At 68.2% G+C, this 26,243-nt stretch carries 19 protein-coding genes; 10 read left to right on the forward strand and 9 right to left on the reverse strand.

Features of this window, described 5'->3' with window-relative positions; translation table 11 throughout:
- The first annotated feature begins 122 nt into the window (after window positions 1-122).
- Together ACAH41_RS25145 and ACAH41_RS25150 are read left to right on the forward strand one after the other, a co-directional pair.
- On the forward strand, window positions 123-2,261 hold the full coding sequence (locus ACAH41_RS25145) for a hypothetical protein (RefSeq protein ID WP_325650925.1): 2,139 nt from the start codon (window positions 123-125) through the stop codon (window positions 2,259-2,261).
- Window positions 2,258-3,787, forward strand: coding sequence for a putative sulfate exporter family transporter (locus tag ACAH41_RS25150; protein ID WP_325650923.1), 1,530 nt, complete (start codon window positions 2,258-2,260; stop codon window positions 3,785-3,787). The genes ACAH41_RS25145 and ACAH41_RS25150 overlap by 4 nt, the downstream gene beginning before the upstream one ends.
- 25 nt (window positions 3,788-3,812) lie before the next feature.
- On the opposite strand, the gene ACAH41_RS25155 is transcribed toward ACAH41_RS25150, so the two are convergent.
- A complete protein-coding gene (locus ACAH41_RS25155) occupies window positions 3,813-5,003 on the reverse strand; it encodes a PQQ-binding-like beta-propeller repeat protein (RefSeq protein ID WP_325650921.1) in 1,191 nt (396 codons plus the stop codon).
- Between the two features lie 583 nt (window positions 5,004-5,586).
- On the opposite strand from ACAH41_RS25155, the gene ACAH41_RS25160 reads away from it, so the two are divergent.
- Complete coding sequence (locus ACAH41_RS25160) at window positions 5,587-8,178, forward strand: hypothetical protein (RefSeq protein WP_325650919.1); 2,592 nt, start codon at window positions 5,587-5,589, stop codon at window positions 8,176-8,178.
- Window positions 8,179-8,570: 392 nt separating this feature from the next.
- On the opposite strand, the gene ACAH41_RS25165 is transcribed toward ACAH41_RS25160, so the two are convergent.
- Both ACAH41_RS25165 and ACAH41_RS25170 read right to left on the reverse strand, forming a co-directional pair.
- Complete coding sequence (locus tag ACAH41_RS25165; RefSeq protein WP_370538589.1) at window positions 8,571-9,686, reverse strand: YhcG family protein; 1,116 nt, start codon at window positions 9,684-9,686, stop codon at window positions 8,571-8,573.
- A gap of 102 nt (window positions 9,687-9,788) precedes the next feature.
- Window positions 9,789-11,972: a hypothetical protein gene (locus tag ACAH41_RS25170; RefSeq protein ID WP_325650915.1), complete on the reverse strand. Its 2,184-nt coding sequence runs from the start codon at window positions 11,970-11,972 to the stop codon at window positions 9,789-9,791.
- Between the two features lie 243 nt (window positions 11,973-12,215).
- Between ACAH41_RS25170 and ACAH41_RS25175 the strand changes: the two genes are divergently transcribed.
- The gene (locus ACAH41_RS25175) at window positions 12,216-12,647 is read left to right on the forward strand and encodes a hypothetical protein (RefSeq protein WP_325650913.1); all 432 of its coding nucleotides are present in this window, start codon (window positions 12,216-12,218) and stop codon (window positions 12,645-12,647) included.
- Between the two features lie 3 nt (window positions 12,648-12,650).
- Here the strand turns inward: ACAH41_RS25175 and ACAH41_RS25180 are convergent, their stop codons facing one another.
- Window positions 12,651-14,723: an ATP-dependent helicase gene (locus ACAH41_RS25180; RefSeq protein WP_325650911.1), complete on the reverse strand. Its 2,073-nt coding sequence runs from the start codon at window positions 14,721-14,723 to the stop codon at window positions 12,651-12,653.
- A 207-nt stretch (window positions 14,724-14,930) separates the two neighbouring features.
- Here ACAH41_RS25180 and ACAH41_RS25185 point away from each other — a divergent pair, with 207 nt between their 5' ends.
- The gene (locus ACAH41_RS25185) at window positions 14,931-16,793 is read left to right on the forward strand and encodes a diguanylate cyclase domain-containing protein (RefSeq protein WP_325650909.1); all 1,863 of its coding nucleotides are present in this window, start codon (window positions 14,931-14,933) and stop codon (window positions 16,791-16,793) included.
- 45 nt (window positions 16,794-16,838) lie between these two features.
- Here the strand turns inward: ACAH41_RS25185 and ACAH41_RS25190 are convergent, their stop codons facing one another.
- Window positions 16,839-17,909: a patatin-like phospholipase family protein gene (locus ACAH41_RS25190; RefSeq protein ID WP_325650908.1), complete on the reverse strand. Its 1,071-nt coding sequence runs from the start codon at window positions 17,907-17,909 to the stop codon at window positions 16,839-16,841.
- 162 nt (window positions 17,910-18,071) lie between these two features.
- Here ACAH41_RS25190 and ACAH41_RS25195 point away from each other — a divergent pair, with 162 nt between their 5' ends.
- From ACAH41_RS25195 to ACAH41_RS25205, 3 genes are read left to right on the forward strand one after another with little or no spacing between them, the layout of a single operon-like run.
- On the forward strand, window positions 18,072-18,350 hold the full coding sequence (locus ACAH41_RS25195; protein ID WP_325650906.1) for a hypothetical protein: 279 nt from the start codon (window positions 18,072-18,074) through the stop codon (window positions 18,348-18,350).
- Between the two features lie 11 nt (window positions 18,351-18,361).
- Window positions 18,362-19,516: a zinc-dependent alcohol dehydrogenase gene (locus ACAH41_RS25200; RefSeq protein WP_325650904.1), complete on the forward strand. Its 1,155-nt coding sequence runs from the start codon at window positions 18,362-18,364 to the stop codon at window positions 19,514-19,516.
- Window positions 19,517-19,553: 37 nt separating this feature from the next.
- Window positions 19,554-20,174, forward strand: coding sequence for a hypothetical protein (locus ACAH41_RS25205; RefSeq protein ID WP_325650903.1), 621 nt, complete (start codon window positions 19,554-19,556; stop codon window positions 20,172-20,174).
- 26 nt (window positions 20,175-20,200) lie between these two features.
- On the opposite strand, the gene ACAH41_RS25210 is transcribed toward ACAH41_RS25205, so the two are convergent.
- On the reverse strand, window positions 20,201-21,412 hold the full coding sequence (locus tag ACAH41_RS25210; RefSeq protein ID WP_325650899.1) for an MFS transporter: 1,212 nt from the start codon (window positions 21,410-21,412) through the stop codon (window positions 20,201-20,203).
- Window positions 21,413-21,646: 234 nt separating this feature from the next.
- Here ACAH41_RS25210 and ACAH41_RS25215 point away from each other — a divergent pair, with 234 nt between their 5' ends.
- Window positions 21,647-22,354, forward strand: coding sequence for a PAS domain-containing protein (locus tag ACAH41_RS25215; protein WP_370538590.1), 708 nt, complete (start codon window positions 21,647-21,649; stop codon window positions 22,352-22,354).
- A 15-nt stretch (window positions 22,355-22,369) separates the two neighbouring features.
- Here the strand turns inward: ACAH41_RS25215 and hppD are convergent, their stop codons facing one another.
- On the reverse strand, window positions 22,370-23,461 hold the full coding sequence (gene hppD, locus ACAH41_RS25220; protein WP_325650896.1) for a 4-hydroxyphenylpyruvate dioxygenase: 1,092 nt from the start codon (window positions 23,459-23,461) through the stop codon (window positions 22,370-22,372).
- 437 nt (window positions 23,462-23,898) lie between these two features.
- Window positions 23,899-24,516, reverse strand: coding sequence for an NAD(P)H-dependent oxidoreductase (locus ACAH41_RS25225; RefSeq protein ID WP_325650895.1), 618 nt, complete (start codon window positions 24,514-24,516; stop codon window positions 23,899-23,901).
- Between the two features lie 123 nt (window positions 24,517-24,639).
- On the opposite strand from ACAH41_RS25225, the gene ACAH41_RS25230 reads away from it, so the two are divergent.
- Complete coding sequence (locus ACAH41_RS25230; RefSeq protein ID WP_325650893.1) at window positions 24,640-25,536, forward strand: LysR family transcriptional regulator; 897 nt, start codon at window positions 24,640-24,642, stop codon at window positions 25,534-25,536.
- A 111-nt stretch (window positions 25,537-25,647) separates the two neighbouring features.
- Here ACAH41_RS25230 and ACAH41_RS25235 read toward each other — a convergent pair whose 3' ends face one another.
- The gene (locus ACAH41_RS25235; protein WP_325650891.1) at window positions 25,648-26,241 is read right to left on the reverse strand and encodes a DUF6632 domain-containing protein; all 594 of its coding nucleotides are present in this window, start codon (window positions 26,239-26,241) and stop codon (window positions 25,648-25,650) included.
- Window positions 26,242-26,243 lie beyond the last annotated feature (2 nt).

Genomic DNA, 26,243 nt, shown 5'->3' on the forward strand with positions numbered 1-26,243 from the left:
CCGGTTCACGCCACTGCAGCAGCTTGCACCGGCCGATGGCACTTTCAGGATCCGCATTTCGTTAGGAGGTTCAGGAGCGTGGCCTCGGAGGGTTGTGCCGAAGGTGACGGGAGTCTTGCGAAATGGGTTCGATGTTGCGGGTGGCCAAGGGGCTGCTCTGTCTGGCCGCCATGTCGGCGGTGTTGGCGGTGCCGGCGGTGAAGGGTGAAACGCCGGCTTCGCCGCCGCCCACCTGGGTGCTGCAGGCGCGAGTCATCGCCACCGGCCTGCCCGGAGGTTTCGGGCTGCGCCAGGTGGGCCGCTTCCACAGCGGCGGGCCCATCCCGTCCAACCCCGAGTTCCTGCTGCAGACCCAGGCCGGCCATGTGCTGGACCCGGAGCGCCTGCTGGTGGCCGTGGCCGGCAACCTGGGCGCGGCGCCCGGCAATGCGGCGCATGCGACCGGCAGCGTGCTGTCCATCGACCCGCGCGCGGCCCGCGAAGGCGCGCCGCTGCAGGTGCCGCCCGAGCTCGCGCGCCGCCCGCCGCCGCCGGGCTCGCCGGTGCAGCTGTACAGCGCGCAGAGCGAAGCCTTCCTGAACCAGCGCCACAACGACGGCGCCCGCACGGCGATGTTCGGCGCCGTCTCGGGGCCGCGCTACCTGTCGGTCAACAACGCCTTCGGCCGGCCCTGGGTGGCCAATGCGCCGTTCGGCTTGGCCGGCCCCGGCAGCGAGAGCGTGGTGGACCCGGACGGCACGCCGCTGGCCAACGCGCCCAGCGAAAGCGCTGGCGGCGTGTTTGTCGGCGACCGGAGCGGCCGGGCCAGCGTGCCCAAGGCCGTGCGCAGCGGCTGGTGGGCCTCGCTGTGGAACCGGCGCGACAGCGGCCAGCTCACGCCTGGCGTGATCGGGCGCGGCGCGCTGGGCACCGCGCTGCTGGGCGCCTCGCCGGACGGCAGCGGCTTTGCGGTGTTCGCCGTGGTCACTGGCGACGGCGCGGTCGTGCAGGTGCATGTGCAGGACGGCGTGGACGGGCTGGCGCCGCCCGGCACGGTGGACGTCGGCGGGGTCGATCCCGGCGTCATCGGCATGGCCTTCAAGTGGATGCCCGGCCGCGCGCTGTACCTGGCCGACGCGCGGCGCAACCGCATCACGGTGCTGCAGTTGGCGGACGATGGGCGGCAGTTCACAACCCGCCGCACCGAGCAGTTGAACTCGCCGTGGCTGCGCCAGCCGGTGGACCTGGCCGCCACGCTGCCCGAGATCGCCAACCCGCGCTTTGCCAGCCAGACCACGCTGTCCGGCGGCTCGGACCTGTACGTGCTCAACCGAGGCGACGGCAGCCTGCTGCGGCTGCGCCAGGACGGCCAGGCGGCCGCCCGCGCACTGGTGGACTGGCCCGGCGTGGGCCGCATCGGCGCGGACAGCCTGCGTGCGCTGGCCGTCTCGGCCGACGCGCAGCGCATCTGGCTGATGGCGCAGCCGCCGGGCAGCGCCACGGCCACGCTGCTGGAGGTGAACGCCTTCGACGCAGCGGGTCAATTTACGCCCATCGCCGCAGCCATGACCGCCGCGGCGTCCGGGATGGCGCGGGCCGCCGGTACCTCGGCCGCCGCCATGGCTCACGGCGCGAGCCTGTTCGCCACCAGCTTCTCGCCGCGCGAAGGCCTGGGCCCGCTGTTCAACGCGCCTTCGTGCGTGGCCTGCCATCCCGGAGGCGGCGCCAGCGCCGATGAGGCGCATTTCGCACGCCGCCTGGCCCGCATGGACCCGGTGAGCGGCCGGCTGGTGCCGCAGGCCGGTCAGCTCAGCAGCGTGGCGCCGCGCCGCTCGGTGCGCGAACTCGGCGTGGCAGGCGCGCCTTCTGCTGACGCACCGCGCGAGGCCAACGTGGTCTCGCTGCGCATGCCATTGGCGCTGCAGGCGGCCAGCCGGCTCGACGAGATCCCGGACGCGGTGATCGCCGCCCAAGCCGTCAGCAAGGGCGACGGCATCAAGGGTCGGGTGCAGCGGGTCACCACCGCCAGCGGCGAGCAGCGGGTGGGCCGCTATGGCTGGAAGGCCGACGTGGCGACGCTGGAAGACATGGTGGCCGAGGCCATGGGCAATGAGATGGGCATCACCAGCGCGCTGGCGCTGCACCCTGTGGCCCAGCCCAAGGACGATGGCGCGATGGTGCGTTCGCTGGCCGCCTACCTGCGCACGCTGGGACCGCCCGCACATGCGCCCGGCGGGGCAATGGCCTCGGCGAAGAACGCTGCGACGGAGCGGGCACGATGAGCATTCAACTGGAACCGCCGGCGGGTGTTGCGCTGGCAGCCCGCCCGGCCGCATGGCGGGCATGGCGGACATGGTGGCCGGCGCTCGAACTGCGCGCCCGCTGGCCCGGCGTGGCCGCTGCCGCGGCGCTGGCGCTGGCCGCCAGCTGGATGGCCGGTGGCCTGGGCGACCCGCTGGCGCGCAACCCGGTGCTGGTGGCGATGCTGTTCGGCCTGCTGCTGGGCAGCGTGCTGGGGTGCCCGGCGGTGCTGCAGCCAGGCCTGGCCTTCACCAAGCGCCAGTTGTTGCGCCTGGGCGTGATGCTGCTGGGCTTTCGCATCACCGTGCTGCTGCTGGTTTCGCTCGGGCTGGTGCCCATCCTGATCGCTGCCGTCGAGCTGGTGGCGGTGCTGCTGCTGGTGCGCTGGGCGGGGCGCCGCTGGTTCGGGCTGGACCCGGCGCTGGCGCTGCTGGTCGCGGTGGGTTCATCCGTCTGTGGGGCGGCAGCCATTCTTTCGGTGGCGGCGCTCGCGCCGGGCCGCGAGAAGCATGCCGGCCTGGCCATCAGCCTGATCACCGTCAGCGGTACCGTGGCGCTGCTGCTGTTTCCGGTGGCCTTCAGCGCGGGCTGGCTGCCGGGTCTGGACGAACATGGCTTCGGCATCACCGTGGGCGCCAGCATTTTCGAGCTGGCCCAGGTCTATGGCGCTTCGTTCGCCATCTCCGAGGGCGCGCTGAACACCGCCACGCTGGTCAAGCTCAGCAAGGTGGTGATGCTGATCCCGCTGCTGCTGGTGATGGGGCTGCAGCGCCAGTCGGTGACAGGCGGCGAGGGCGGCGCGGGCGAGCAGGCCGGCGCGGCGCGCCCTCGCGTGGCCGTGCCATGGTTTGTTGTGGGCTTCCTGGCGGTGCTGCTGCTGAACTCCAGCATCACGCTGCATCCGCAGGTGCGCGCGAGCCTGCTGCAGTTCGACCAGTTCCTGTTCCTGATGGTGATGATCGCGCTGGGCCTGAGCACACCGCTGCGCCTGCCTCGCCAGCCAGCGCAGGCCTTGCGGCTGGCGGGCCTGTGTGCACTGGCGCTGGCCCTGTCGGCCGGGCTGGCCTATGCGATGGTGCGCCTGACGGGCAGCGGGGCCGATGTGCCCGCGGATGCTGCCGGGACAGCCGGCGGGCAACTGGCCCTGGCCCAGCGGCTGGACGTTGGCGGCCGCGTCTTCGACGCCGTGGGCTGCGCCAAGTGCCATGTGCCGTCATTGCCTGGCATTCATGGCGACGTGCCGCTGTATTCGGACCTGCTGCTGCACGACATGGGCCCTGCGCTGGACGACAAGATCGTGCAGGGCGACGCGACTGGCGCCGACTGGCGCACCACGCCGCTGGTCGGCCTGCACATGCGCCAGCGCTACCTGCATGACGGCCGCGCCGAGACCCTGCGCGACGCCGTGCTGGCCCACGGCGGCGAAGCCGAGATCGTGCGCCAGCGCTTCTTCGAGCTGGACGAGGCCGAGCAGCAGGCCGTCTACCGCTTCCTGTCCGGCCTGTAGCCCTGCCTGCCAGGGACTGGCCTTCTCAGAGCCCCAGCGCGCTCAGGGTGCCGTTGGCGCTGATGTAGACCATGCCGCCGGACAGGCTCAGGCGCGCGTAGCTGCCGGAGATCGACACCGGCACGCTGGCCACCAGCTTGCCGTTGCCAGCCTTCAGCGCGACCACCGCCGTCTCGCTGCTGGCGTTCTGGGCCAGCAGGTAGACCAGCCCATTGGCCCAGACGAGGTTGGAGATGGCACCCTGGCCGCTGGGCAGCGGGCGGGTCCACAGCGTGTTGCCGGTGGCCGCGTCCAGCGCCAGCACGCTGGTGCCCACCGGCACGTAGACCGCCTGGCCGTGCAACGCCATCGCGGTGCCCACGAAGCCCACGGTGCGCGACCAGCTCAGCGCGCCGGTGGCGGCGTCGTAGGCATTGACCAGGCCGGAGTCGGTCGTGACCACGACCTTGTCGCCCAGCGGCTGCGCCGGGCGCTGCATGTTGCTCGCCGCGACCTCGGTCGCCCACAATTCGACGCCAGTCTCCGCGTCATACGCATGCAGCTTGCGCGGCCCGTTGCCGCAGCATTCCAGCCAGGTGCTGACGAACACCCGGCCGCCAGCGACGGCAGGATCGTTGTTCATCACGCCGTTGCCGCCGGTGGTGGCGCGCCAGGCCTGCTGGCCCGTGGCCGTGTCCAGCGCCACGACCTGCCCGCGGTTGCTGCTGACGTACAGCCGGCCCTGGCTCAACGCTGCGTCCGCATTCAGCCCCATGTCCGCGCTGCTGGCCATCAGGTCCGTTTCCCACAGCACATGCCCGCTGGCCGTGTCCAGCGCGCTGACCACGTTGCGGTAGTTCGGCGACAGCGCCGAGCTGACGAGAAAGGTCTGCCCACCCGCCGTGGCCGGCGTACCGCAGTTGCCCACGCCCGCCAGCTGGTCCCACTTGCTGGCACCACCGGCAAGCTGCAGTGCCGACACGTCGTACAGGTTCGAGCACGCCAGCAACTGCGGCCCGGCCTGCGTGACCGCGCTCGCATAGAACTGCCCCAGCTGCCGCTGCCACTTCAGCTGCAACCCTGCCACGTTGCGAGCCGTCAACGTGGCCTCGTCGGTATTGGCCTGGCTCTTGGCTGCGCTGTAGCCCTCTTGCGGCCACTTGGCGAAGGCGGGCGTTGCAGCGGCACAGGCGGCGGCTGCAAGCAGCGCCAGGGACAAGAATCGTGGGATCGGCATGGGCAGGACTCTCAATGAAATTCGGCCCAATCTATCCGCTGCCCATGAATGCTGCGTGGCGGTTTGCCCTGGGATCCCTAGGTTGAGATGGGCTTGAGATGTGCGAAGTGGCCGCCGTAGCGGTGTCTCGTTGTGCGGCCAAGATCGATTCGGCGCATCGCCAAATTGTCCGCAAACCTCTCTCCCCCGCACCAGCCTGCTCACCCTGCGGGTTTGCTCTCCACCGGCGTGGGGTCACGGATTCAGGATCCTTGCTCTCCTCATGGCTGCATTTTTCTCAACGAGAGATGCCTCCCGAAGTTACGAGCGTTCACATCCGGTGCAGAAAGATTACTGACACGTTACGGCGGTGCAAGCTCGCTGCCCGAAAAACTCGACCGCAACAACACGCCGTCTTCAGTGCTGCGGGAGGATGGCGATCTTGGAATCCTTACTGTGCAGGACGCGCTCCCTCCTGGTCGAGTTGTACGATCTGGCACGGCGCCAAGTTCTCGGCTGATACTGGCTTTCGGTTGTGGGCTCCTTTTGGGTGCCGTGGTCGACATCCGCGGATGAACCCTCTCTAAAAACTGACGGAATCTGAATGACGACGACTCCCATCACCATCTCGGATCTCACCACAGCAAACACCAATGGCACAGGCGTCTTCGACATCCTGATGCGATCGGTCCAGGGCTACTTGGACAGCGAGGTGACGCAGGGACGCATCAAGGAACCCGAATACGCCACGGCCTACTTGGCATCGATGAGCCTGGCCATGCAGACGGGACTGCAGTTCGTGCTCGCGCAGCAGAAGACGGCCCTAGATGCGCAGCTGCTCGAGCAGCAGATCACGCTGGCAAGCTTGGAAGTCCAGAAGGCACAGATCGAACTTGCCATCCTGACGGCCGACCAAGCCAAGGTTCCTGCTGAGCTTGCTGAGATCCCGGCTCAGATGGCTTTAGCGGACCAGCAGAAGTCAAAGTTGGAGACGCTCCACGTGCTGCCCAAGCAAGGCTTGACGTTGGATGCGCAGAAGACCCTGGCCACACCGCAAACACTGAGTCAGGCCGATGCGGACCATGAGCGCACACAGGCCTCGTTCGGCAAGTCGAGCCAGGAAACGGCAACGCCGGCTCAGAAGGCCGCCACTGAGCAGGTTGAAACATCCGTCGTGACCACTGACAGCGAAACTGTGGTGACCAGTGTGGGCGGCATGACCGGGGCGGTCACGCTGCGACAGATTGGCCTGCCGCCGGCTTATGCGAAAGATGTGGTGGGCGACGGTATCGTGGATGATTACCCAGCTATGCAGGCGATGGTGAATAGCCTTCGGATACTTTCGCCTATCACCCCCGTCACAGCAATGGCGACGACCTCGCCGACCACGATCGACCTGAGCGGCCGAACCATCAAACTGAGTCAGCCGCTGGACCTTAATAACCTCTACAACATCAAGTTTATCAACGGCAAGTTCATCGCTGACTCTACTGTGAGTTGGACAGGTAAATCGTTGATCAGCCTCGTGAGCTATTCCGGCGCGACGCCGGGCTCCACGTGGCGACAACACCGGATTAAGTACATCAGTTTCGAGAACATTGAGTTCGACGGAAACAATGTGACGCCGGTGGTTGTGAAGTTGCAAACCACTTACGAGGTGTCGTTCTATCGCTGCCGGGCAGTCCACTGGCAGATTGACGGAAAGGGCTGGTACACGGTCCCCAGTCCGACCCCCGACGCTAATAACCAAGGTTCCTATCTGACCAACAACACGCAGCTGCGCCTATCGCACTGCAATGCGTCGTGGCGGCAGCATGGCGAAGAGGATGGCTCTTCTTCAGGAACCGGCATCGAGATCAATACCTCGGACTGCCACATCGACAGCTGCGTGAACTTCGGCTGCGATATCGGCTTCGCTTTCGATCATTGCTACAACGTCAAGTTCTCGAACTGCCACAGCTACGTCGGTTCGGATAAATACTGTCTGGTGATCGGGCCAGATGCCCATAGCGTGTGGTCCACAGACTTCTACGGCGATACCGGCATCATCGAACTGCGCTCGTTCTGCCACTCGTTCGTTGGCGGTGGCTTTGTTGCCAATTCGAAGTTCCGTCTGCATGTCTCGCAAGCGGACGAGGCCCTGGACGGGCTGGTGCTTCAGGGTGTTCAGTTCGCGAATCAGCCTACCGTGGAATACGAGGGTTCCGGCTCACTGTCGCAACGACTGCGCGCCAGCTTCAACAATTGCCGCCGGCCTGACGGTTCGCCGATCCGCGGCGTCGGCTCTACGTCGTACTGGCTTGGTGACGTCACGGCGCCAACCATCGTCTTCAACGACTTCGCTGGCGTCTACTCCACAACCGGCTTTTACTCACCGACACCGAATCAGGTTGCACTCACCGCGGAGTCAACCGCGCAGGTGATGTGGAACGCCGAAGGCACGGTGCTGACGAACCGCGGCACGATCAGCCGGCCGTCGCTGCGGTGGGGTGACAGCGCCAACTCTGTTGACAGCACTTCTGGTTGGTATTCGCCGCAGGCAAACCGCATCTCTACCGTCAGCAACGGCATCGTGATGCAGGCCGTTAGCGAAACTGGCCACCAGTTCTACCGCGGCACGCGCGCGGTGCCTTCGCTCAGGTTCCGCGACGCAACAACTTTCGACAGCGATTCTGGCTTCTATTCGCCGGCGTCAGACCAGGTGGCCTTTGCAGCCAGCGACGTGCGCATCATTCGATTAGACCGCACTGGCGTGTTGATGAAGCGCGGCACGGTCAGCAGCCCGACACTGCGCTTTGGCAACGACCCGAGTGATGACACGGGTTCGGGCTGGTACTCTCAAGCAGTTGACGAATGGGCTTTGGGCAGTGCCGGTGTGATGCGTTTTGCCAGCCGGCCGAATGGTGTGGTGCTGGGCGGCCAACTCGGAGTTTCACTGCCCGCCCCAACGCTGACCATCTCCGGCGGCACGCTGACGCTCACGACCGGCACGCAGGTTTTTTTTGCCGGCGGCGGCACGCTCAACACCATCACGGTGCCGAGCCTATTCTCCGGCGGCGGCGGCTACGCAACCATCATCCCGACAGCGTCGATCACCACCACGACGGCCGGCAACATCAAAGAGGCACTGACGATGGTGGCCAACAAGCAGTACCGTCTTTATTACGATAGCGACGCCGGCAAATGGTTCTTCTGATTCACATCCGATTTGACGGATGTCAGCGCATGAGCGCCGCGGCGGCAACACGGCGTTCGGCCAACCCAGGCACCAGCCAATGCCCAACAGGGCCACGACCAGCAGCATCGCACCGACGACCCGTGCCGTGCTGTGGCTCTCGGCATACGGATCCAGTTTCCGACTCGTCCCCCGGGGGCAGCTTCGCCTCTTCGGATGGCGACGCGCCCAACCGTACCTTCAGCCGCATGCGGCCATTGATGGCCCAGCCGCTGGCGTTGAGGATGGGGCCGAGGCTGCGTTGGCGGAGCTTGAGCCAGGCGATGAGCATGCTGGGGCCTGAGATGGATAGCACGATGCCTTCGGCACAGTGGGTTTGCGTCAGCAGCGAGTAGAGGAGTTCACCTCGTCGGTCACGGGGTGTCCGGATCCTGGTCTTGGGCCGCGGGTGATTCGTCGTGCCGCACACCAATCAGGCGCTTTTCCCGTGCGATCTCCGCCACCAGTTCCGCTTCGGTGGGCAGCACGCGCTGGTACTTGGAGGCAAAGAGCTGCTGGCTTTCCTGGATCACCGAATACTTGACGACGGTTTCATCCTTGCTGTCGCACAGGATGATGCCGATGGTGGGGTTGTCATCCTCGCCGCGCTTGAGGTCATCGAACATGCGCACATACATGTCCATTTGGCCGATGTCCTGGTGGCTGAGCTTGCCCGTCTTCAGGTCGATGATGACAAAGCACTTGAGCAGGTAGTTGTAGAACACCAGGTCCATGAAGAAGTGGCTGGTCTCGGTGCTGATGCGCATCTGCCGCGCCACGAACGAGAAGCCCTTGCCCAGCTCCAGCAGGAATTTCTGCAGCTCGTCGATGATGGCCTGGTCCAACTCGCTCTCCCTGAGCCGAGCCGATTCCGGCAACTGCAAGAACTCCAGCACGTAGGGGTCCTTGATGAAGTCGCCCAACGATTCAAGGTTGCCTGCGCCGCTGGTTTCGCTCTTGCCTTGGGACGACAGCAGGCGCTGAAAACTACGGCTTTGCATGTTGCGCTCCAGCTGCCGCACCGTCCACTGCTGCGCGGCGCCCTCGGCGAGGTAGTAGGCCCTGGCCTCGGGGTCGTCCTCCCGCATGATGAGCCGGTTGTGGCTCCAGCTCAATTTGCTACACGCTGTGTAGCAAATTTCCCTGTCGGGGTAGGTCAGGTAGAACTGGCGGAAGTTGCGCAAGTTGGCATAGGAAAACCCCTTGCCAAAGTTCTCAGTCAGCGCCCGGGACAAGTTCTCCAGCAGCCGCGTGCCGTACTGGGCTTTGTGCTTTCCTTGCTGTTCTTCCTGCACGATGCGCTGGCCGATCAGCCAATAAGCCTCCACCATGGCCGAGTTCACCGCCGAGCGCGCCTTGCTGCGCGCCTGCTCCAGGATGGACTTGATGTCCGCGTGGAAGGTGGTCAGTTCGCTCATGGCAACGGGGGCGGGAATGGAGGCATCGCAATGCGCGGTGGTGTTCGCCCATTGTGACTTCCAGCGCGCCACTGGACATCACGCGGTTGGCGTTGAAAGTCGGCGGCGCGCCATGGCAAGGATGCAGGCGTCGTCGAGCTGAATCGACTTCTCTCCACTGGGCGCACCGGACGGCTATTTCGTCACGGCAGCAACCGCCGCCCCATGCCGCAACGCCTCCGGCAACACCCCATTCAACCACCCCATCCGCCAGCCCAGGGCCAACAGCACGACGACCAGCACCAGCGCGCTCACGGTCCACGCCGTGCCATGGCGTTCTGCATACGGATCTGGCTTGCGGCTCGCGCCCGGCGGCAGCTTGGCTTCCTCGGAGAGGGACGCGCCCAGCCGCACGTTCAGCCGCATGCGCCCATTGATCGCCCAGCCGCTGGCGTCCAGGATGGGGCCGAGGCTGCGTTGGCGGAGTTTGAGCCAGGCGATGAGCATGCTGGGGCCGGAGATGGACAGGACGATGCCGATCAGGGCGACGGGGATCCACCAGCCCAGTTCGACGAACTTGCCGAACACGCCGACGATGACGGCGCTGATGCTGCCCAGCGCCACGCCCAAGGCGGCGACGGTGCCGACGTCGATGCGGCGGGCGTTCAGCGCGGCCGCTGAAGCGGCTGGCGCAGCGGGTGCGGGCGGCGTGGCCTTGTCCAGCGTGGCGACCTGGCCGGCCAGGCCGCCGAGCTTGCCTTGCTGGGTCGCGTCACTCGCGGCGGCGCGCTTGGCGACCTGTTCCTCGATCAGGCGCAGGAACTTCTTGTACGGCAGCAGGAAGGCCTGCCGGATGCCGATCGGGTTCTCGATCACCTTGACGATGCGGGCGTCCCAGTCGCGGCCCTCGCGGTCGTAGAAGACGCCGTTCCGTCCGACAAAGAGGAAGTCCACGTCGCCGGCGGTGAAGGCCGCGACGATGGTCATCTTCTCGCTGCCGCGCACACATTCGCAATACGCCAGGTAGGCCTTGGCGAGGCCGGCGATCACCGCATGCTGGCCGGCGTCGTTGACCTGCACCACCAGGTCGCAGCTGCGGCCGTCCAGGTAGAGCCTTCCGGCCTGGAAGATCGCGCCTTCGCGGCGGTAGAAGGCCTCGAACGAGACGAAGTTGCGCAGCAGCGGCAGCAGGTCGCGCTGCAGGCGCAGCAGCTTCTCCAGGTCGTTGACGTGGCCGTGCTGCGGCGCGGCGGCTTCGTCTTCTTCGATCAGCGCAAGCAGGCGGGCGCGGCTGGCGGCCAGGTCCTGGCCGAGCAGGGCCAGCAGCTTGTCGGCGCCCAGTGCGGCCACCTTGCCGGGCGGCCGCGTGGCGAGCCAGTCGCGGCAATGCGTCACGCGGCTTTTCAGGTCCTGCCATTCGGCTTCGGCCAGCGTGTTGCGCTCGCTGCCCAGCAGCGGGGCGACGGCCAGCTGGCGCAGGTCCTGCAGCGCGGTTTGCCAGGCCGGGTTGGCGCCGTGGTCCAGCGGCAGTGGGCGGCCGGCGCTGACGGGGGCCAGCGGCAGCTGGCGCAACGGATCGGCCGACAGCGAGAGGGACTGCAGCGCATACCCCTGCAGGGTTTCGGGTGCGGGCAGGTTCAGCGCCTCGGCGGCGCCTGCGGCGTAGCTGGCCAGGCGGCAGCGGGCGAAGAAGTCCTCGACCTTGTCGTGCACCGCGTCGACCGCCTGCGCGGCGCTGCGCATGTCGCCGCAGTCGCTCTCGCCCTGGTGGTGCCAGGCCAGCAAGGCTTCGGCGGCGTCGAAAAAGGCCGTGGCCTGGTCGACGCCGATGCCGGCTTCGCCGCCAGCGTCCTTCACGCTGCCCTGGATCTCGATGACCTGCTCGATCAGGCCGCGCAATGCGGTGTCGTCGCCAGCGTTCGCGGCGGTGACGATGCCGTCGCCGTTCAGCCGCTCGTCGGCCAGGTGCTGCTGGCGCTCGGCAATGGCTTCCAGGCCGATATCGCCAGCCTTGGCTTCGGCGCTGTCCAGGCGGGCCAGCGTGCGGCGGGCTTCTTCGGCCAGCGCGCGGCCTTCTTCGTTGTCGGCCAGCGAGGCCAGTGCGAGGCGCTCGCCGCCGCGCACCAGCTGCTCTGGGTCTGCCAGCCGTTCGCAGGCCCATTCGCAGGCGGCCAGCAGCTCGGGCGCGCGGATGCGGCCGTCGTGGTCGGTGTCGATCAGGTCCAGCGTGCGCGCATCGAAGTGGGTGCCGCGAGTCGGGCAGGCCAGCGCGACCCAGAGCTTCTGGTCGAGTTCGCGCAGGTGGGCGATGTCCTCGCCGCTGGCGATGAGCACCTGGTCGACGCCACCGGCGCGGAAGAATTGCCAAGCATGGTTCATGGAGGACGGGGGCAGGCGCCGGGCCGGACGCCGCAGAAGGTCAAAGATTGCTGAAGTGTCGCCCGGTGCCAGGTGCTGCTGTGTAGGACCAGGCCGAAGTGAGGCTGCCAACAGGTCGCCGCGAGGAATTCGTCACCGCCGTGTCTGCTTGAAGCGCGCCATCTCGTATGGAGGGTAGAAGGGCGCCACGCAGCGAGCATGGCAACCGAGCCCATTTTTCAACATCACACTCATCGACCCGTCATGCGTGACCCCGTCCGACAACTCGCGCACTCGGCCCGCTACCGTCTTTCGCATGAATACGAGACGGTGTGGCTGACGCGCGAAGGTGCAAGGCCCACCGAAATCGGTGATTTCTACGGCGACCCCCACACGGCCATCATCGATGGTGCCGAAAGATGGTGTGCCGTCGGCGGCAATGGCCTCATCGTCTATTTCTTCGAAGAGCCGTTCGAGGCCTACCAACCCGGCCGGCCGTCTGCCCAGTATTTCGAGCTCGGCCGGAAGGAGCGGGACACCTGGTGGGTGGAGAGAATCCAGCAAACCGGTCCGTGGGAAATCCAGGTCCTGCTTGAGACCGGCCTCACTCAACGCATCACGTTCAAGCGGACCAGCGAAGGCTGTGCCTTTGTGGTTCACGAAGGCGGGCGGGACGCCGGCCTGCCGAGGCCGTGAGCTTCAGCCCCAGCGGCTGCGCAGCTTCTCGCGCAGGTCCATGACCTGCGTGGTCGGGCGCGTGGGTTCGCTGCCGTCGGCGCGCGGTGTGGCCGGCGTGAACAGCGGCAGCAGTTCGGGCGGCAGGAAGCGGCTGCGGGCGCCGTACATGTGGCGGTCGCCGTGGCGGTGCTGCTGGGTGACGTAGAAGCGCTGCGGCACCATCAGGTCCAGGTGCTGGCGGGCGCGGGTCATGGCGACGTAGAGCAGCCGGCGCTCTTCCTCCAGCTCGGCCGTGGTGCCCACGCCGAGGTCGCCCGGCACGCAGCCATCGACCACGTTCAGCAGCGTCACCGCTTGCCATTCCTGGCCCTTGGCGGCGTGAATGGTGGAGAGGATCAGGTAGTCCTCGTCCAGCGACGGGTCGCCTGCGTTGTCGCTGCTGGCCTCGGGCGGGTCCAGCGCCAGCTCGGTGAGGAAACGCTCGCGGCTGCGCTGGCCGCGGGCCAGTTGCACCAGCTGGTCGATGTCGGTCTGGCGTGCGGCGGCGTGTTCGTGCAGGCGCTCGAGCTGCGGGGCGTACCAGTCGGCAATCGCCTGCAGCTCGCTGGGCCAGCCCGGCTCGCCGCGGCGCAGCGCGAGCCACAGCGTGGCCAGGGCCTGCCATTCGACCGCGGCAGCAGCGGGCGGTTGCCAGGTGGCCATTGCGGCGCCGGGGTCCGCGGCGGCGGCCAGCGTGTCCAGCAGCCGGCGTGCATGCGCCGGGCCGATGCCCGGCACCAGCAGCGCCACGCGCAGACCGGCCAGCCGGTTGCGCGGGTTCTCGGCCCAGCGCAGCACGGCCAGCACGTCTTTGACATGCGCGGCTTCGAGGAATTTCAGGCCGCCGTACTTGACGAACGGGATGCGCCGGCGCGCGAGCTCCAGCTCCAGCGCGGCGCTGTGGTGCGAGGTGCGGAACAGCACCGCCTGGCGCTTCAGCGTGAGCCCTTGTTCGCGCCGCGCCAGCACCTGCTCGCAGACCCAGCGCGCCTGCGTCGGCTCGTCTTCCACGGTGACCAGGCGCGGCTTCTCGGCCGAGGCGCGGTCGGTCCACAGCGTCTTGGCAAAACGTTCTGGCGCGAGTGCGATCACCGCGTTGGCCGCGTCCAGCAGCGGCTGCGTGGAGCGGTAGTTGCGCTCCAGCGTGACGACCCGCGCCGGCGGCGAATACTGGCCGGGGAAGTCCAGGATGTTGCGCACTTCGGCGGCGCGGAAAGCGTAGATGGCCTGCGCGTCGTCACCCACCACGGTGACGCCTTCGCCGCCCGGCTTCAGTGCGCGCAGGATGCCGGCCTGCAGCCGGTTGGTGTCCTGGTATTCGTCGACCAGCACCTGCTGGAAGCGCTCGGAAAGCGGGCCGGCAATCGCCGGCTCCTGCATCATCGTGTGCCACCACAGCAGCAGGTCGTCGTAGTCCAGCACCTGCTGGTCTTGCTTGGCGGCTTCGTAGTCGGCGAACAGGGCTTGCAGTTCGCCGACCCAGTCCAGGCACCACGGGAAGACCTGCTGCACCACCGGGCCCACGGCGCTCTGGCTGTTCACGCAGCGCGAGTAGATGGACAGGCAGGTGCCTTTCATCGGGAAGCGCTTGGCGGTGGCGGCCAGGCCGCGCTGCTGGCGTGCCAGCGCCATCAGATCCTCGGCGTCGCCGCGGTCCAGCACGGTGAACTGCTCGGACAGGCCGATGGCCACGGCCTGCTCGCGCAGCAGCCGGGCGCCCACGCTGTGGAAGGTGCCGGCCCAGGGCAACACTGGCGCGGCCTGGCTGGGCTTCAGGCCCAGCGCCTGGTGCAGCAACGCGGCGCAGCGGCGCTGCAGTTCCAGCGCGGCGCGGCGCGAGAAGGTGAGCAGCAGCAGGCGCTGCGGGTCGGCGCCGTTCAGCACCAGGTGAGCCACGCGCGCGGCCAGCGTCAGCGTCTTGCCCGAACCGGCGCCGGCAATCACCAGCAGCGGGCCGCCCTGGTGGGCGGCGGCTTCTCGCTGGGCATCGTTCAGCGCAGCCAGCGGGTCGGTGCCAGCGGGCGGCGGCACATCGGGGCGGGTCAGGGTCTGCATCGCGGCTGCGAGCATACTGGATGAATCAACAGCCGGGATGGGGCGGCCTGGCGGCGGCTTGGTTCGCCGCCTGTCTCCGTGTAACACTTCGCCGATTCACGTCGGCCGACATCACAAGCCGCGAGCCCCACCCAGGCGCGCGTGCCGCACGGGTGGCCCAAATGCCACCCGCGCACAGGACGGCCGTGGCGCAGCAGGTGAGGCCGCATGCCCGTTCCAAGACCCCCATCCCGGCGACTGTCCGACTGGCTGCCCTACGCCATCGTGGCGGCGCTGGTGGCCGTGTTGCTGATGGCGCTGGCAGGGGTGTCCATCTGGCAGGAACGGGTGCGCCAGCGCGAGCGGGCCGCAGCCGCCACGCAGAACCTGGCCCGTCTGCTCGAAGGCCGCGTGGCCGACGTCTTCACCCAGTTCGACCTGGTGCTGCAGGTGGCTGCCTACCATGCGGTGGACCACCTGCTGGACGACGCCAGCAGCCCGTTCGACGCGGAGCGCGAGCTGCAGGCCTACCGGTCCGCGGCACCAGGCATTGCCGGCATGGCCGTGGTCGACGCGATGGGCCAGCGGCGCTACGGCCAGGGCGCGCTTGGCCCGCGCCTGTCGCAGCGCGAAGATTTCGTGCGTGCCCGTGATGGCGGCGAATCTGGTTTGTTGATCGCCGGCCCGCTGCGGCATGACGAAACCGGTCCGTGGGTGATGCTGCTGAGCCGCGCGCTGCGCGGCCGGCAGGGCGAGTTCCTCGGCATGGTCACGGCGGACTTGCCGGTCGACCTGTTCGGTCCGGTGTTCCGAGACGTGGACCTGGGCGCGCATGGCGCGGCCACGCTGCGCACCGCCGGGCTGGCGCTGGTCTACCGCCAACCCTGGCCGGACAGCGGGCGCAGCGGCATCGGTCGCAGCGAGGTTTCGCCTGCGCTACGCGAGGCCATCGCGGTGCGGCCGGAGGCGGGCGAATACGTGGCCGCCACCGCGCTGGACGGGGTCTCGCGCATCAATGCCTACCGCAAGCTGCGCGGCCATCCGCTGTACCTGGTGGTCGGCCTGCCGGAGGCGGATTTCCCCAGCGGCTGGAACCGCATCGACACCAGCATCGTGCTGCTGGCAGCGACCACGCTGGCGGTGGCCGGCTTTGCGGTGCTGCAGCTGCGCCGCGCCTCGCGCCGGCAGCTGGACGCTGCGCAGCGCCGCTTCGAGGCCATCGTCGAGTCCTCGCACGACGCCATCATCTCCAAGACACTGGACGGCAAGGTCACCAGCTGGAACCGCGGCGCCGAGCAGATCTTCGGCTACAGCCCGGCCGAGATGCTGGGCCAGCCGCTGCAGCGCCTGTTCCCGCCCGAGCGGCGCGACGAGGAGGCGGCCATCATCGAGCGCCTGCGCAGCGGCGAGCCGGTCTCGCATTTCGAGACCGAGCGGCTGCACAAGAGCGGCCGGCGGGTGCCGGTGTCGGTGACCATTTCGCCGCTGGTCGACCAGGCTGGCGAACTGGTCGGTGCGTCGATGATCGGGCGCGACATCAGCCACCACAAGGCGATGGAAGAAGAGGTGCGCAGCCTGGCCTTCCACGACCCGCTGACCCGGCTGCCCAACCGCCGCCTGCTGCTCGACCGCCTGCGCCATGCCCAGCAGACCAGCCGCCGGTTGAACAGCCACGGCGCGGTGCTGTTCATCGACCTGGACCAGTTCAAGGAGCTCAACGACCGCCACGGCCACGACGCGGGCGACCGCTTGCTGGTGGAGGTGGCGCGCCGGCTGCGCAGCGCCGTGCGCGAGAGCGACACCGTGGCCCGGCTGGGCGGCGACGAGTTCGTCGTGATCTGCGAGAACCTGGGCCAGGAAGTGGCCGCGGCCAGCGAGGCCGCTGACGGCGTGCGCGAGAAGATCGCCCAGGCCCTGGCGCAGCCGTGGCTGCTGAGCATGGGCATGGCCCCCTGCGTCGGCGCGAGCGTCGGCGTTCGGCTGTTTTTCGGCGTGGACGATGACCTGGACCAGCTGATCCAGGACGCCGACCGGGCCATGTACGACGACAAGGCCAGGCGCCGCGCCGGCCGTGGCCAGGCGCACGCCTGAGCCCGCGCCCGCTGGGGATTCAGAGCAGGCCGCTGGTGTGCGCGCTCAGGCCGGCAGCGCCTCGCCGGCGGTTGGTTGCCGCGGGTCCTGCACCTGGCCGGCCAGCGCCTGCCGCGCCTGCTGCACGCCTTGCGCCATCAGCCTGGCCACGCGCTCGGGCGAATAGTCGAACTGGCCGCCAATCCCGTCCTCGGGCAGCGAAGGCCGCATGATGCGCAGCCAGGGCTGGAAGCGCGAAGCCAGCAGCGGCTGCGGCGCCAGCTTGTCGAACATCAGCAGGTGCAGGGTGCGGTCCAGCATCGCGATCGAGCTCAGCGGCAGTTCCGCCGGCGCGGGCGCGAACTGCTCGATCGTCACCAGCTGCACCGGCTCGTCCGCCTGCACCCGGCCATTGGCGCACAGCCGCTCCCACAGCAGCTGCAGCGCCGGCTCGCGGCTGACTTCGCCGTCCCAGTACAACCGGCCGTCCATCTCGACCGACGGGAACATCAGCGGCATCGCCGCGCTCGCCGTCAGCGCCGGCACCTGGACCGCTTCGTCATCGCTGCAGAACAGGCGCAGCCGGCCGCTGGCCACGTCGGTCGCGGCGACCGCCAGCATCGGGCCCTCGCCAGGCCGGCTGCGGTAGCCCTCGCTGCCGACCAGGGTCTCGAACAGCTGCTGCAGCGCCAGCGGCCGGTACAGCGGGCGCTCGCGGCGGCGCAGCGCGCCCAGCACATTCCAGTTTGCGAACTCGGGATGGAACAAGCCGCGGTTGCCCCACAGCAGGCCGGTCAGCAGCCCATTGGTGGCGCGCAGTTGTTGCGCGGTCAGCGAATCACCCAGCGGCAGTCCGAGGAAGGGGAAAGACGGCATCGCGATGCGTTCCTCCCAAAGTTGCTGCAACTGGCTGCGGCCGTGGTCTGCGCTGTGGAACGCGGTGGCCACCGTGCAGGCGTTCAGCGCCCCGATGGAAGCGCCGGCCACCGCGATCAGCTCGTGGCCACTGGCGGCCAGCCACGGCGCGAGCGCCTGCCAGGCGCCACAGCCAAAGGCGCCCAGCGGGCCGCCGCCCTGGAACAGCACCACGGTCTTGATCGGCGAGCGGGAAGGGGCGGCAACGGGGCGGCGTGGCATGGGGCGGCTGGCGCAGTGGTCGGTGTGGCTGTGCTGCGTTGCAGCAATCGACGGTCCCGGCCCTGGCGCCAGCGCACCAATGCGGCGGCGCCAGGACCGTCGATTGCTCGGCTGCGCCATCCCAGCAACGCTGGCTGCCAATCTCACCACCGGAACATCTTCATGCGATTCAACACCTGGCTCCTGGCGCTGACCGCCACCGGCATCGCCGTGCACACGCTGCGCAAGGCGGCGAACCGTGGCTCCACCACCGCCCTCACCACCAGCGGCTCCCGGCCCGGCGACGGCGCCGCCGCTGGCTTCACCGCCGGCAACGGCTCGCCCAACGCGGCCGAGCGGCTGCCTGACATGGGGCTGAACACCGGCCGCATGCGCAAGCCGCATCCCACTGACAGCGACGAGGCCGCGCCCGGCCTCGCGGACTTCGCCCGCGGCGCCTGAAAGGAACCGACATGCTTGCCATGGACTATCGAGGCCCGTACCGGATCCGCGCGCGGCAGAAGGCGGATCCGGTGATCGAACACCCGGGTGACGCGATCGTGCAGGTCACCCGCGCCTGTATCTGCGGCTCGGATCTGCACCTCTACCATGGGCTGGTGCCCGACACCCGCGTGGGCACCACCTTCGGCCACGAGTTCATCGGCCGCGTGGTCGAGGTCGGCCCGGCGGTGCAGCAGTTGAAGAAGGGCGACATGGTGCTGGTGCCGTTCAACGTCTTCTGCGGTGCCTGCTACTTCTGCCAGCGCGAGCTGTACAGCAATTGCCACAGCACCAATCCCGAGGCCACCGCGGTGGGCGGCATCTATGGCTACTCGCACACCACCGGCGGCTATGACGGCGGCCAGGCCGAGTACGTGCGCGTGCCGCTGGCGGACATCGGCCCGACCAAGATTCCGGACCAGCTGCACCATGACGACGCGGTGCTGCTGACCGATGCGCTGCCCACCGGCTACCAGGCCGCCGAGATGGGCGACATCGAGGAAGGCGACACGGTGGTGATCTTCGGCGCCGGGCCGGTGGGCATCTTCGCTGCCAAGTCGGCCTGGCTGATGGGCGCGGGCCGGGTGATCGTGGTCGACCATGTCGAGTACCGGCTGGCCTTCGTGCAGCAGTACGCGCAGTGCGAAGTGGTCAACTTCAAGGAGGTGGCCGACATGGCCCTGCACCTGAAGAAGATGACCGACTGGCTGGGGCCGGACGTGTGCATCGACTGCGTCGGCTGCGAGGCCGCGGGCAGCGCGTTGCAGCGGCTGACCGGCGTGAAGCTGAAGCTGCAGGGCGGGGCGGCCACGGTGCTGCACTGGGCCATCAACTCGGTGCGCAAGGGCGGCAGGGTGTCCATCGTCGGCGTGTACGGCCCGACCTTCAATGCGGTGCCGATCGGCAATGCGGTCAACAAGGGGCTGACGCTGCGCATGAACCAGGCCAGCGTGAAGCGGCACCTGCCGCGGCTGATCGAGCACATCCTCGCGGGCCGGCTGGTGCCGCGCGAGGTCATCACCTACCGCGTGCCGCTGGAAGAGGTGGCCGATGCCTACCACCTGTTCTCCAGCAAGCTCGATGGCTGCATCAAGCCGGTGCTGATTCCGCCCGGCGCGGCCCATTGAGCGCCGCCGTCTGCCACCCGACTGCCAGGAGACTGCCATGTCCGTCCGTCGAGCCGAGCCGTATCCGCACGCCGAACCCCACGGTCACGACCACTCCCATGCCGAGCCGCATGGCGCGGCAGCCGTGGCGCCTCATGCCCCGGATGGCGTGCCGCCACGCCAGCCGGTGCGCCGCGAGGCCTTTGCCCACATCCCTGGCTGGGGCGCCGACCTGGCCAAGGCCGACCGCCCTGCGTACCCGATGGAGCGCCAGCCGCCGCGGCTGGACCCGCTGCCCAGCGGCCGCCCGGTGCAGCAGCGGCCATCGGTCGAAGTGCTGCATTCGACTGAGCGGCCGGGCCTGACGCCGGTCTTCGGCACCGGCCAGCCGCCCAAGGGCCTCAGCGGCATGCTGCGGCGCGTGGCCTTCAAGTTCAGCGAAAGCGACCTGCGGCACTGGCTGGTGCTGCTGTTTGCCGACCGGGTCAACATGGTCGAAGGCGTCTGCAGCGACCTGGCGCATGGCCATGTGCCCAGGGTCTATGCCGAGATGGGCGGCCGCGCCGAACTGAAGCACAACCCGGCTGGCGCGGCGCGCAAGGCGGCCGCCGTGGTGGCGGTCGCGGGGCTCGCGTACCTACTGCTGCGCAGCCGGCAGCGCCGTCGCCAGCTGCGCTGAAGAAGCGCCGAGCCTGGGGCCGGCGCTCAGGCCCGCGAACGGGCCCGGCGTTCCTGCCACACGGCGGCGGCGAACACGCCCATGCCGCCCAGCGCCAGCAGCACGCCGACCCAGCCGGTGGAGGTCCAGCCCATGCCGGCGGCAATGGCGGCGCCGCCGAGCAGCGCGCCCAGCGCGTTGGCGGTGTTGAAGGCCGAGTGGTTCAGTGCGGCGGCCAGCGTTTGCGCATGGCCGGCCACGTCCATCAGCCGGATCTGCAGCGCCGGGCCGATGGCGACGATGCTGCCGACCAGGAACACTGCCAGCGCCGCGGTGACCGGGTGATGGGCCATCGGCACGAAGGCGGCCATCACCGCGGCGTCCCACACCAGCAGCCAGCCGATGGTGGGCATCAGCGCGTGGTCGGCCAGGCGCGAGCCGACCAGGTTGCCGGCGACCATGCCCAGGCCGAACAGCGTCAGCACCAGCGGCACTGCGTCGATCGAGAAGCCCGAGACTTCCATCAGCGTGGGCTTGATGTAGCTGAAGACCGCGAACATGCCACCAAAGCCGATCGCGGCAATGCCCAGCGTCAACCAGACCTGCGGCTGGGCCAGGGCGCTCAGTTCGCGCAGCGGGCTGGCGCCGTGGGCGGCCGGGATGTTGGGCACGCCGCGCTGCACCAGCACGCAGGCCAACGCGGCGATCGCGCCCACCAGCACAAAGGCCGCGCGCCAGCCCCAGTGCTGGCCCAGCCAGGCAGCGAGCGGCACGCCGACCAGCGTCGCGCTGGTCAGGCCCAGCATCACCAGGCCGACGGCGCTGGCGCGGCGGTTGGGCGGCGCCAGCGCAGCCGCCACCAGCGCGGCCACACCGAAATAGGTGCCGTGCGGCAGTCCGGCCACGAAGCGCAGCAGGTTCAGCGACAGGTAGCCCGGCGCCAGCGCGCTGGCGAAGTTGCCCACGGCGAACAAGGCCATCATCGCGACCAGCAGCGTGCGCCGCGGCCAGCCGGCGGCCAGCACCGCCAGCAGCGGCGCGCCGAGCACCACGCCCAGCGCATAGGCGCTGATCACATGGCCGGCCTCGGGAATGCTGACCTGCATGTCGGCCGCCACTTCGGGCAGCAGGCCCATGATGACGAATTCGCCGGTGCCGATCGCAAAACCGCCGACGCCCAGCGCGATGATCGCGGGCCAGAACGCCCCTGCCTGGCGGATGGTCGGGACATCGGTGAGGGTCGGCGCAGCGGGATTCATCGAGTTGGGGTGGGCAGGCGAGGAGGCGGGGCAGGGGCCCGGCGCGGCAGCGACAGGTGTCGCATTGTGTTGCAGTGCAGCAAGCCCCCGCTGGCTGACGGTTACTTGGCGGTTACGCACACTGGCTGCGATTCAACTTTTGCCCCCACGAACCGATACTGTCTGGGCCGGCGGCAACTGCCAGCGCACACGAACCTGTCCCACTGCCGAACTGCCGACCGACCGCCCATGCCGATGCCAAAACCTGCCGATCTACACCGCTGGGGCCTGGTTGAGCAAGTTGCGGGCTTCGCCGTCTGGGACCTGGATGTCCCGGCACAGCAGGTGCTCTATTCCCCCCAGTGGAAGGGCTGGCTGGGCTATCCGGCAGAGGACAGTGCGGACCCCGTCGAGACTTGGCGCTCACGCGTGCACCCGGACGACCTTGGCGCGATGGTGCAGGCGCTGTCCACCCACATCGACGGGCAGGAGCCGAGTTACGAGCATGAGTTCCGGCTGCGTGCGGCTGACGGCGCTTATCGACGGGTGCTCTCGCGAGGCCAGGTGGTGGCCAGAGACGGGCATGGCGCCGCGCTGCGTGCCGTGGGCACGCTGACGGACCTCGGCAAGCGGCGCCAGGCACAGGAAGCTCGCCAGCCGGCGCATGGGCCTGTCGATGGCGATGGCGTCAGCGATGCGCAGCGGCAGTTCTGGCTGCGGGTGAGCCACGAATTTCGCACGCCCCTGAACGCCGTGCTCGGTTTTTCCCAGCTGCTGGCCACGCGCCTGGGCGCGGATGACCTGCCCACCCAGCGCCTGTACCTGGCGCATGTGGAAAAAGCGGGTTGGCAGCTGCTGAAGCTGGTGGAAGAGGCCATGGCCGAAGGGGGCCATCCGGCGTCCACCCCGGCTGGCCTGGCAGACCGCGCGCTGCCCGGGACGGACGAAAGCCCTGGCGGCTGACGAGCCGCTCAGCGCTCAGGCCGCGCTTGGCGTTTCCACCTGCAGCACGCCGCGCTTGACCTGGTCGCGCTCGATGGACTGGAACAGGGCCTTGAAATTGCCTTCGCCAAAGCCATCGTCGCCCTTGCGCTGGATGAATTCGAAGAAGACCGGGCCCAGCATCGTGGCCGAGAAGATCTGCAGCAGCAGGCGAGGGCGTCCGTTGTCGGTCGAGCCGTCCAGCAGGATGCCGCGCGTCTGCAGTGCCTTGGCGTCTTCGCCGTGGCCGGGCAGGCGCTCGCTGAGCATCTCGTAATAGGCCTCGTTCGGCGCTGTCATCAGCGGCACGCCGGCGAGTTGCAGCTGGTCGATGGTGGCCAGCAGGTCATCGCTCAGCAGCGCCACGTGCTGGATGCCTTCGCCGTTGAACTGCATCAGGAATTCCTCGATCTGGCCGGAGCCCTTCTTGGATTCCTCGTTCAGCGGAATGCGGATCTTGCCGTCCGGCGCAGTCATGGCCTTGGAGGTCAGGCCGGTGTATTCGCCCTGGATGTCGAAGTAGCGGATCTCGCGGAAGTTGAACAGGCGCTCGTAGAAGCTGGCCCAGAAGGCCATGCGGCCGCGGTAGACGTTGTGCGTCAAATGGTCGATCAGCTTCAGGCCATGGCCGACCGGATGTCGGGCCACGCCTTCGACGTATTCGAAGTCGATGTCGTAGATGGACTTGCCGTCCTCGAAGCGGTCGATCAGGTACAGCGGCGCACCGCCAATGCCCTTGATGGCCGGCAGCCGCAGCTCCATCGGGCCAGTGGGGATCTCGACCGGCTGGGCGCCCAGTTCAAGCGCGCGGGCATAGGCCTTGTGCGAGTCCCTGACGCGGAATGCCATTCCGCAAGCCGATGGGCCATGCTCGGCCGCGAAGTACGCGGCGTGGCTCTTGGGCTCGTTGTTGATGATGAAATTGATCTCGCCCTGGCGGTACAGCAGCACCTGCTTGGAGCGGTGGCGCGCCACCAGCGAGAAGCCCATGGCTTCGAACAGCGGCTCCAGCTGGCCGGGAGTGGGCGAGGCGAATTCGACGAATTCGAAGCCCATCAGGCCCATGGGGTTGTCAAACAGATCAGCCATGGTTTGGCTCCTGGAAAAGATGTCGTTGATCAAGCGGCAAGCGGCCTGCCCGGTGACGGACCGGTGCAGGCCTGCAGCCATGCGAAAGGGAAAAGGAAGGAGAAGGGAAGCGGGTGAGGGCGCCGGAGCGGCGCTCAGCGCGCTTCAGGCCGGCGCGTGGGCGCTCGGCGGCGCGCACGGCACGCCGCGCACGCTGCGGGCGAGGTGGTCACCGATGATCAACTGGCAGACGGTGGTCGTCATGGGGCGCATGGTAACCAGCCCGGCGCGGCCCGTACAGCGACTGCGCAATGGCAGCAACCAAATACCGCCAAACTGGCTTGGCAGGCTGTGCCTCACGCAGTTGAGGCAGCACCAGAGGAAGCAGCGTGCCGTCCGAAGACATCAGCAACCCGACGGAGACGGCAAGCTGGCGCTGAGTGCAGGCGGGGTCTGCCTCAGGCCAACGCAGCCTGCCGGATCGCCGGCTGCAGCTTGGCCTGGAACTGGTCCATCGTCAGCTCGCGCAAGTCCACGGCCTTGGCCCCGCCACCGGCCACGACCGTCACCTCGGTGATGCCAATGACCTTCAGGATCAAGCGCAGGTACTGCGTGGCGATGTCCCGGTCCTGGATCGGTGACCCCGCCTCGTAGCTGCCGCCCGAAGCCAGCAGCAGCGTCGCCCGTTTCCCCTTGAGCAAGCCCTGGCCGTCAAACCCGAGCGTCAGGCCCTTGCGCACGATGTGATCGATCCAGGCCTTGAGCGCGGCCGGCACGTTGTAGTTGTAGACGGGGCTGGCGATGACCAGGTGGTCCGCGGCCAGCAGTTCCGCCACCAGCGCATCGGACAGCCGCAGCAGGTCCTTCACCTCCGACGTCTGCTGTGCTTCAGGTGTGAAGTAGGCCTGCAGCCAGGGGCCGGTGACAAAGGCCAGGGCGGTCTCGGCGAGGTCGCGGCGAACGACCTCGCCATCGTGGTGCGCAGCCTGCCATTCGGCGACGAAGTGGCGGGTCATCTGGCGCGAGATGGAAGATTCGCCGCGCGGGCTGGTCTCCACGACAAGAAGTCGGGACATCAAGAATTCTCCTGTGCAGGTTCGCAACCGCCGGATGGCGGCACAGGGCGAATTGAAGCCCTCGCAGGACTTCGGCGGAAGTGATAAAAATCCGATCTGTTCCATCAGGATTGGAGATAGATCGTGATCGGCAGCCTGACCCTGGACCAATTGCGCGTGCTGGTGACCATTGCCGACCTGGGCAGCTTCTCGGCCGCGGGCCGGCACCTGCTCCGGGCCCAGTCCGCCATCAGCCAGGCCGTGGCCACGCTGGAGGCGCTGCAAGGCATTGCCGTGTTCGACCGCCAAGGTCGCCGGCCGCAACTGACCGAGACCGGCCGCGTGCTGGTCGATCAGGCGCGCCTGGTGCTGGCCAGCGCTGCACGCTTCGAGGCGGTCGCCGCTGGCGCGCGGGGCGGCCTGGAGCCGGAGCTTGCATTGGCAATCGATCCGCTGGTGCCCACCGCGCCGCTGATCGAGAGCCTGCGCGCGCTCAACGCCACCTTCCCGGATCTGCCGGTGAGCTTCTCGACCGAAGGGCTGGGCGGCGCGCTTCGGCGCCTGCGCAGCGGCAGCGCCGCTTTGGCCATCTGCCTGCTGCTGCCTGCGGTGCCCGAAGACATCGTCGCCCATCCGCTGATGCGGATCCGCATGCTGCCGGTGGTTGCGCCTGGGCATCCGCTCGCGCTGCTCGACCGGCCTGCAACCGCCAGTGACCTGGAGTCCCATGTGCAACTGGTGCTGTCGGATCCGGTGGCACCAGCCGGCGCCAACTACGGGCTGTCCAGCGCCAGACTGTGGCGCTTCGTCGACCTGGCCCGTCGGCTCGATTTCCTGCTCGCCGGCTTTGGCTGGTGCCGCATGCCTGAACACCTGGTCGCCAGCCTGATTGCCGCGGGCCAGCTGAAAGCGCTGCAGCTGCAGGACGATCCCACGCCGCCTGAAGGACTCGTCATCCACGCCGCACACCGGCGGGACCGCGCACTGGGGCCCGCCGCGCGCTGGCTGCTCGAAGTGCTCCAGCAGCGCCTGGGAGTCTGACCGCACGGGCGGTCTGCCGTCGAGCCCGTCGAGTTTTCTCATCCCCCTCGGGGGGCTTGACGCGAAACAGCGTCTTGATGTTTCGGCACATGGCTCACTCCGGGAGTCGATTCATGGCGCGCTGCGGGCAAATGGCAGCTTGAATGCGGCAGGGCAGAGCCAGCCCAGCACCAGCGCGACGATGAACAGGGCGGGCACGTCGCCGATCAGGTGGCCGGCGTGGGCCGGATTGGCCATGGCCTGCACGGCCATGACGGCTGCATGAACGATGCTGGACCAGATGGTGAAGGCGATCAGGCTGAGATGCTGGCCGGGATTGCGGGAGGCCATCAGCAGGAAGACGCCGAGCGTGGCGTACAAGGCGATGATCATCTCGATGTACTCGGAGCGGCCGTGGTGCCACACCCAGCCTGCAGGCCACAGCACCGTCAGCGGGTACACCCCGAAGATGAAGATCAGGCCGCAGGCGATCAGTGCAGCGCGAAGCGGCCTCAATGAATGATTCGCGTCCATTGTTTGCATTGCGTGATTCTGCAACCTGGCCTCGGCAGTTTTCCTTTCCGGCTTTTGGCGGGGGTCGGCCGACAGGGTCCGTGGAAGGCGCTGAGCTGGCGCTTGCTGCGGGTTTTCGGGGCCGGCGAATGCCTGATTTGCCTGCGAATCCGGGCTTGTGACGATTTTGGTCTGGCATTGATCGTGCATCATCC

The sequence above is a fragment of the Ideonella sp. genome, from assembly GCF_041287625.1.
Lineage (GTDB): Bacteria > Pseudomonadota > Gammaproteobacteria > Burkholderiales > Burkholderiaceae_C > Ideonella.

Bases quoted from the DNA above. Each gene is read 5' to 3' on its own strand.
- ACAH41_RS25155 (WP_325650921.1), bottom strand. From the start codon at position 5,003: ATGCCGATCCCACGATTCTTGTCCCTGGCGCTGCTTGCAGCCGCCGCC.
- ACAH41_RS25200 (WP_325650904.1), top strand. From the start codon at position 18,362: ATGCTTGCCATGGACTATCGAGGCCCGTACCGGATCCGCGCGCGGCAG.
- ACAH41_RS25225 (WP_325650895.1), bottom strand. From the start codon at position 24,516: ATGTCCCGACTTCTTGTCGTGGAGACCAGCCCGCGCGGCGAATCTTCC.
- hppD (WP_325650896.1), bottom strand. From the start codon at position 23,461: ATGGCTGATCTGTTTGACAACCCCATGGGCCTGATGGGCTTCGAATTC.
- ACAH41_RS25180 (WP_325650911.1), bottom strand. From the start codon at position 14,723: ATGCAGACCCTGACCCGCCCCGATGTGCCGCCGCCCGCTGGCACCGAC.
- ACAH41_RS25205 (WP_325650903.1), top strand. From the start codon at position 19,554: ATGTCCGTCCGTCGAGCCGAGCCGTATCCGCACGCCGAACCCCACGGT.
- ACAH41_RS25210 (WP_325650899.1), bottom strand. From the start codon at position 21,412: ATGAATCCCGCTGCGCCGACCCTCACCGATGTCCCGACCATCCGCCAG.
- ACAH41_RS25185 (WP_325650909.1), top strand. From the start codon at position 14,931: ATGCCCGTTCCAAGACCCCCATCCCGGCGACTGTCCGACTGGCTGCCC.
- ACAH41_RS25195 (WP_325650906.1), top strand. From the start codon at position 18,072: ATGCGATTCAACACCTGGCTCCTGGCGCTGACCGCCACCGGCATCGCC.
- ACAH41_RS25175 (WP_325650913.1), top strand. From the start codon at position 12,216: ATGCGTGACCCCGTCCGACAACTCGCGCACTCGGCCCGCTACCGTCTT.
- ACAH41_RS25235 (WP_325650891.1), bottom strand. From the start codon at position 26,241: ATGATGCACGATCAATGCCAGACCAAAATCGTCACAAGCCCGGATTCG.
- ACAH41_RS25170 (WP_325650915.1), bottom strand. From the start codon at position 11,972: ATGAACCATGCTTGGCAATTCTTCCGCGCCGGTGGCGTCGACCAGGTG.
- ACAH41_RS25160 (WP_325650919.1), top strand. From the start codon at position 5,587: ATGACGACGACTCCCATCACCATCTCGGATCTCACCACAGCAAACACC.
- ACAH41_RS25190 (WP_325650908.1), bottom strand. From the start codon at position 17,909: ATGCCACGCCGCCCCGTTGCCGCCCCTTCCCGCTCGCCGATCAAGACC.
- ACAH41_RS25145 (WP_325650925.1), top strand. From the start codon at position 123: ATGGGTTCGATGTTGCGGGTGGCCAAGGGGCTGCTCTGTCTGGCCGCC.
- ACAH41_RS25150 (WP_325650923.1), top strand. From the start codon at position 2,258: ATGAGCATTCAACTGGAACCGCCGGCGGGTGTTGCGCTGGCAGCCCGC.
- ACAH41_RS25215 (WP_370538590.1), top strand. From the start codon at position 21,647: ATGCCAAAACCTGCCGATCTACACCGCTGGGGCCTGGTTGAGCAAGTT.